Source organism: Spirosoma sp., from assembly GCF_048594605.1.
In the GTDB taxonomy this organism is placed as follows: domain Bacteria; phylum Bacteroidota; class Bacteroidia; order Cytophagales; family Spirosomataceae; genus Spirosoma.
Window position 1 is genome coordinate 1 of sequence record NZ_JBMDWV010000144.1, and the last position, 5,979, is coordinate 5,979.

The 5,979-nt window shown below is 47.2% G+C and carries 6 protein-coding genes; all 6 read left to right on the forward strand.

The features are described 5' to 3' along the window. Positions 1-153: 153 nt before the first annotated feature. Positions 154-561, forward strand: coding sequence for a hypothetical protein (locus ACOJS8_RS09300; protein WP_420148261.1), 408 nt, complete (start codon positions 154-156; stop codon positions 559-561). A 132-nt stretch (positions 562-693) separates the two neighbouring features. After that, positions 694-2,025 carry an agmatine deiminase family protein gene (locus tag ACOJS8_RS09305; protein ID WP_420148262.1) on the forward strand — a complete coding sequence of 444 codons (1,332 nt, stop codon included), beginning with the start codon at positions 694-696 and terminating at the stop codon, positions 2,023-2,025. 38 nt (positions 2,026-2,063) lie between these two features. Further along, complete coding sequence (locus ACOJS8_RS09310; RefSeq protein WP_420148263.1) at positions 2,064-2,420, forward strand: hypothetical protein; 357 nt, start codon at positions 2,064-2,066, stop codon at positions 2,418-2,420. Positions 2,421-2,513: 93 nt separating this feature from the next. Beyond that, positions 2,514-4,046, forward strand: a complete 1,533-nt coding sequence (locus ACOJS8_RS09315; RefSeq protein ID WP_420148264.1) for a tail fiber domain-containing protein — start codon at positions 2,514-2,516, stop codon at positions 4,044-4,046. Continuing rightward, positions 4,043-4,633, forward strand: coding sequence for a hypothetical protein (locus tag ACOJS8_RS09320; protein WP_420148265.1), 591 nt, complete (start codon positions 4,043-4,045; stop codon positions 4,631-4,633). Before ACOJS8_RS09315 ends, ACOJS8_RS09320 begins: the two co-directional genes overlap by 4 nt. Positions 4,634-4,994: 361 nt before the next feature. Next, positions 4,995-5,979: DUF5686 family protein (locus ACOJS8_RS09325; RefSeq protein WP_420148266.1), on the forward strand; the 985-nt coding region annotated here is incomplete at its 3' end.

Sequence of the window (5,979 nt, forward strand, 5' to 3'; positions counted from 1 at the left end):
TTACAATAGCGATAATGCCTGTTACAATAGCAATAACTCCTGGCATCTGCCTCTCCTAGTTTTGTATCATCTTATTCGTGGCACGTAGTCCAACAACCAAAAGCTTTACAATTAATCAACCACACATCAATCTCTTTTTAACAACTAGAATCAATGAACACAAATCAAATCTTCCGACGTATCGGTCTGTCTGTCAGTCTATTCTCCGCCATATTGCTGGTCGACACCAGTTGCAGCCGATCAAAGGAAATTCCTGAACCCCAGGCGGTAGGAACACTATTGGTTTATACCAAACTTATTGGCCCCAAAGCTGATCGTATTGATGTAATCGTAGACGACAAATTAGTAGGACCACTGACTCGAAACTACATCGATCTGGATGGTAACGGGCCAGGCTGTTCCACCCAAACATCAGGCAGTGTAGTTAGCATTAAACTCTCGGCTGGTAAACATACGCTTGCCGCAAAGCAATATCTGGGCGGCAAGGAAGTCGATGAATGGGAACCTCGTACCAAGACAATTTATGCGGATAAATGTCTGTCAACTAACCTAACAGAATAGGGCGCTAAGAACAGCTTCGACACTGGCGTATATTCATTAACGTTACGTCATTAAGACTTCTATTCACACTCAACATCTTTAGGGAGAAGCATATAGTATAGCTTCTCCCTGCTAAGTAACCTTCCTCATACCATGTTCCGCATCAACGTAATACGCTCATTAGTTACGGCTATTCTACTAGCCTGTTTAAGTGCCTGCTCTACACTCGATGATCATGGCCCGGCCGCGTCAACCATTCGTGTTCCGGCCGAGTGGGAAGAGCAGGAGTCCGTCTGGATGGCCTGGCCATCGTACAGCAACAAGCACGATTGGTCGGCACCGGAGGTTTACGCCGAACTGTTAAAAAGCCTGCTACCGACCGTAAAAGTTGATTTATGCGTAGCCGATGCCGCTATGCAGGAAGAAATTAAAGCTTTTCTGCTGGCTCATGGCGTCTCCAATGACCTTATTACCAGCAAGCTACGCTTTCACAACATCAACTATGTAGACATCTGGCTGCGCGATACGGGCCCTATTTTCATCAAAGACGGGAGCACGCTTAAATCTGTGGATTTTCAGTTTAATTCCTGGGGATGGGGGCCTTACATAACTGATCCTGATTTTGCAGGTTACCAGGCAACTGACGAAACGGTTGACCGGCAAATTTCCGACCTAATGAATGTACCCCATATCGGTTCATCCTTGCTGATGGAAGGCGGAGCGCTGGAGTTTAACGGAAAAGGTACGGTTATTGTCTCGGAAGATGTCGTCTTTCAGCGTAATCCGACCTGGACGAAGGCAGCCGTTGAGGCCGAGTTCAGCCGGCTGTTCAACACAAAGAAGGTTATTTGGATAAAAGGTACGTTAGGCAACGATGCGCACCCCGTCATTCATGCGCCCTTTGCCGTTCCGTTCGGCAATGCGACGCAACCCGTCTACACGTTACTTACCACCAATGGCCATACGGATGAGTTTGTACGGTTTATTAACTCCAATACGGTATTGCTGGCCGAAACCCCTTCAGAAGCAGAAGCAGCGCAAAATCCAATCGTTGCGAAAAGTCGTGAACTGTTGCTCAACACGCGCTACGTATTAGACCACTCAACAGATCAGGACGGTCATCCTTTCCAGATCATCGATTTTCCGGAAGTTCAACCGCTTTACGTCGACATGGACAGCCAGGACGAAATGTTCAACCTCATGTCTACGTTAGACTATGCCTCCGTCGGCAAACCCAACATTGACCCTACAGGCACAATGAAAGGTGTATTGGCCGCCAGTTATCTCAACTTTCTGGTCATCAACAACGTAGTACTGGTTGCTAAATACGCCGGACTCTCAGCCGATATGGCAACCAAGGATCAGGAAGCTGTGCACCTATTACAGCAGGCGTTTCCCGGCAAAACCGTAATTAGCGTTGATGTTCGGGCCATTAATGTTGGTGGTGGCGGTATTCACTGCATTACTCGTCAAATGCCTAAATAACCCTCTTTTCTATCCACACCCTCAATAACCTCCTACTGATGAACACTTTATTTTGGCTCACCTTTTTCTTGAATGCGGCCGGCGGTATTTACGGAATCATTACGGGGGCAGTGCATCTGTTTCGACGGCAATCATTCGGGAACGTATTGATTCGCTTTAGCCTGGGCGGGGCTCTTTCCACGCTGCTGATCGGAACCTGCGAACTCAACAGTTTAGGATTACAGGAGACTGCCCTCTGGGTAACGCTGCTCCTTTGGCTGATGATAGCGGTATCGATTAGTGCTTTTACGCTGCTGAATCTGGGCGAACAACCCGCCGAAACCAGCCGTCCAGCTTTGCCTGAGCCAGTCGAAAAAAGCCGGGTAACCTTTGAAACTTCAGCGGTCTATGCATAGCCCTGTGAACTCTTCTTGCAGGCAATGCCAGACCACTACGTTAACGAATAGCCTTTCTCTGTTTGCTACAACTCATTTTCTTTCCTCACACTCATGAAAAAAGTATTTATTCTCGTTTGGCTACTAGCCTTCTACGCAATCAAAATCTTCGCTCAGGCTCCACAAAAATTCAGTTTTCAGGGTGTGGCTCGCAATAGTTCTGGCCAGCCCGTTACCAACCAGACGGTTGGGTTGCGGCTTACGATTCATCAGGGATCAGCCAATGGCATGACGGTTTACCAGGAAACGCACACTTCTCAAACAAACGCAGTTGGTGTATTCAACGTAGCAGTCGGCGGGGGAAACGTAACGTCAGGTACGTTCTGGAGTATAGATTGGAGCAGTCAGTCCTTTTTTCTGCAAGTGGAGTTAAATCCAACTGGCGTAGGCAACAGCTATACGAACGTCAGCACAAGTCAGTTGCTGAGTGTGCCTTATGCCCTACACTCTTATGAATCGAGCCGTTGGAAAAATGATTATCCCATCGTTCAGACCGGAACAATAGATAGCAGCCCACCATTAGGGGATGTCACAAGTTCTCGCTCAATGCTAATCTGGTATCCACGCAAGGCGGCTTTCCGCGCAGGCATGGCGACAGACGGAAGTTGGGATGATTTTTCTATTGGAAGGTATTCTACAGCATTTGGCTATAATAGTAAGGCCACCGGAGGGAGCTCTATGGCTGTAGGAGAAAGCACACAAGCCAATGGCGCTAGCTCGTTAGCTGCAGGCAGAGCATCAATAGCTAGTGGAAATTATTCTATTGCTTTAGGCTATGGTGTCAAAGCTGGTGCTATGGCTGCTGTCACTTTAGGTCGCTACAATGATATTTCCGACAACCCCGATCAGTCTGTCACCTTTACCTATGATCGTATTTTCCAGGTTGGCAATGGTAGTGGCACGAACGACCGACGTAACGCGCTTACCATTCTGCGTAATGGCAACATTGGTATTGGCAACAACGTATTAGAGCCAGAGTACCGATTAGACGTGGGTAGCCGGATGCGGATTCGCCATAATGGCAGCCTGAGCGCAGGAATCGACTTCAATAACGAAGGTAATAGTGCGATGGTGTTTTTCGGTGCACGTAGCGACAACGAATCGGCTGGACTGTATTTCTACGATGGCGCCAACAGTGGTAACTGGCGCTTCTGGGTCAACAAAAATGGGAACGGCTATCTGAATGGTAACCTGATTCAAACCTCCGACCGTCGTCTCAAGCGAGATATTCAGCCACTACGTAACAGCTTTCTCCGACTCGCCCAGCTTCAGGGATATCATTACCATTGGAAAGACAGCACACGTAGCCAGAACTTGCAAACCGGATTAATTGCCCAGGAAGTGGAAGCGCACTTTCCTGAACTGGTCGAAACGAACGAAAAAGGATATAAATCAGTAAACTACCTTGGCCTGATTCCGCATCTGCTCGAAGCCGTCAAGGAACTGCGTTCAGATAATATGGGGTTGCAGGCTCAGCTTGCCGAGATGGCGATTCTACGTCAGCAAATGGAGAGCCTGAAAGCACTCGAAGCACGACTCAGTCAACTGGTATCATCCCTATCCGAGCCAACGGCCCTAGCTAAATGAAAGCACTGCTTTTTCTTCTTTTTTCTGTGGCTTTCGAAGCTAGTGCTCAATCGGTTAGCCCAGCTGGGCTATACGCTGCCAGTGGTAGTGGAACAGCCGGAACGATGGCAATAGATTGGACTATTGGCGATGTCACTACGCACGTAACGATGCCAGCCCTGGTACCTGACCTGACCCCCGTTATTTTTGCTCGACCCACCACTGTTTACGGCACTACCAATATTAGTGTGGTTGTCGATGTATATGAACTAAATGCTGTAACTGCTGCCGGACTGATCACGGTCAAACTCAGTAAAGACCCAAAAGCAATACTAACTTTCTCAACAACAGCTACGTCGGTGGGAGGCTCTTCCGTTCAAAACGGCGCCTGGAATTTCGATAGCAACTCAGACGATGACTATTATATATTGACCAGCAACCAGGGCGTGGCAGCCGGTGATGTGCTCTCTTTTGGATTGACCGGCTCGCTGAATCCGGGAGCAACCTCAGGATCCGTTACGTTCACGACAGTCTTAAGTCCAGATAGCGGAGGCCAGATTAATCTTATCAACAATACAGATGCGGATAAGATCGAATTTTTCCAATAATAAAGTGCCTCTACAGTCATCGAAAAAAATAGCCAACACAGACTAATTAATACGTATTTGGCTAATTTTTAAGAAATCACTTTGCTATCACTTTACATCCGCAGAAGTAGATCACTACCGACGTAGTGATCTACTTCTGCGGATGTTGCATTCAATGCCGCGCAACGAAACAGCTCAGATGAGCGTATCGTATAATAGATGCGTTCAATCGCTGCTTGTTTATAATTTTTCCTTAGCCTGTTTTCATAAATCAAGTACTTACCGACTAAACACTTGGATTTTTCTCTGTTTCTGATCAACTAGTAAACTCTATTGACTAAACAAAAGTTACTACGTCATATATCCTGTATCCGCCCCCTGAATGAAACAACTTTTACGAAATACAGTAATCGGTAGTTTAATGCTGCTGTTGTGTGTTTGTGCGGCAGCGGCCCAAACTATTTATACAATTTCGGGCAAAGTAACGGATGCAGCTACGGGTGAAGGCGTTCCCTTCGCTAGTATTGCTCTCAAAGGTCAAACGTCTGGAACGACCTCCGATGTTAACGGCGCTTACACACTAAAAATCAAAAGCTTATCCGACTCTCTGCTAATCCTGAGTTTAGGATATAGCACTCGATCTTACCCAATTCTTGATCAACCTAGCCAGGTTATTGACGCACAACTATCTGCTACGGCTACTAAGCTGCAGGAAGTGAAAGTATATGCGAAAGGGGGTGATCCTGCCTATCGTGTGATGCGCGAAGCGGTACGTCGCGCCGATCAATACAATCCTATTCGGTTACAGGCTTATCAATACGAAGGCTATACCAAAATTGAGGGGTATATCAACAACTTTGCTCAGCAACGGAAAAACGGAAAAAAAGCAGGTCCCATCAGCCGTTTGCTGGGTAAGCTCCCCGCCGTTACCGACGAAAACGGACAGCCCGCCATTCCGGTATTCATTTCAGAAACAGTCTCTAATTTCTACGCCCGCAGCAATCCGGATAAGATAAAGGAATTCGTTCAAAAATCGCGCGTAACAGGCGTTGGGGTAAGCGATGGCGGTCTGATTTCTCAGCTAACTGGTGCGTCGTTCCAGCAGTACAATTTCTACCGAAACTCGCTTTTTGTTTTTCGGAAAGACATTCCGTCGCCAATTGGTAAGCAATGGGAAACGATCTATTTCTTTCGACTGAAGGATACTGTTGCGTTAGGGCAGACTACATGCTATGAAATTGAATTCACGCCCAAGCGCACTACAGACCTGGCTTTTGCCGGAACTGTCTGGATTGATACGCTCGCGATGTCGCTGAGTAAAATTGATGCGCGGGTCGACAAACGCGCCAATCTCAATTTTATCGATG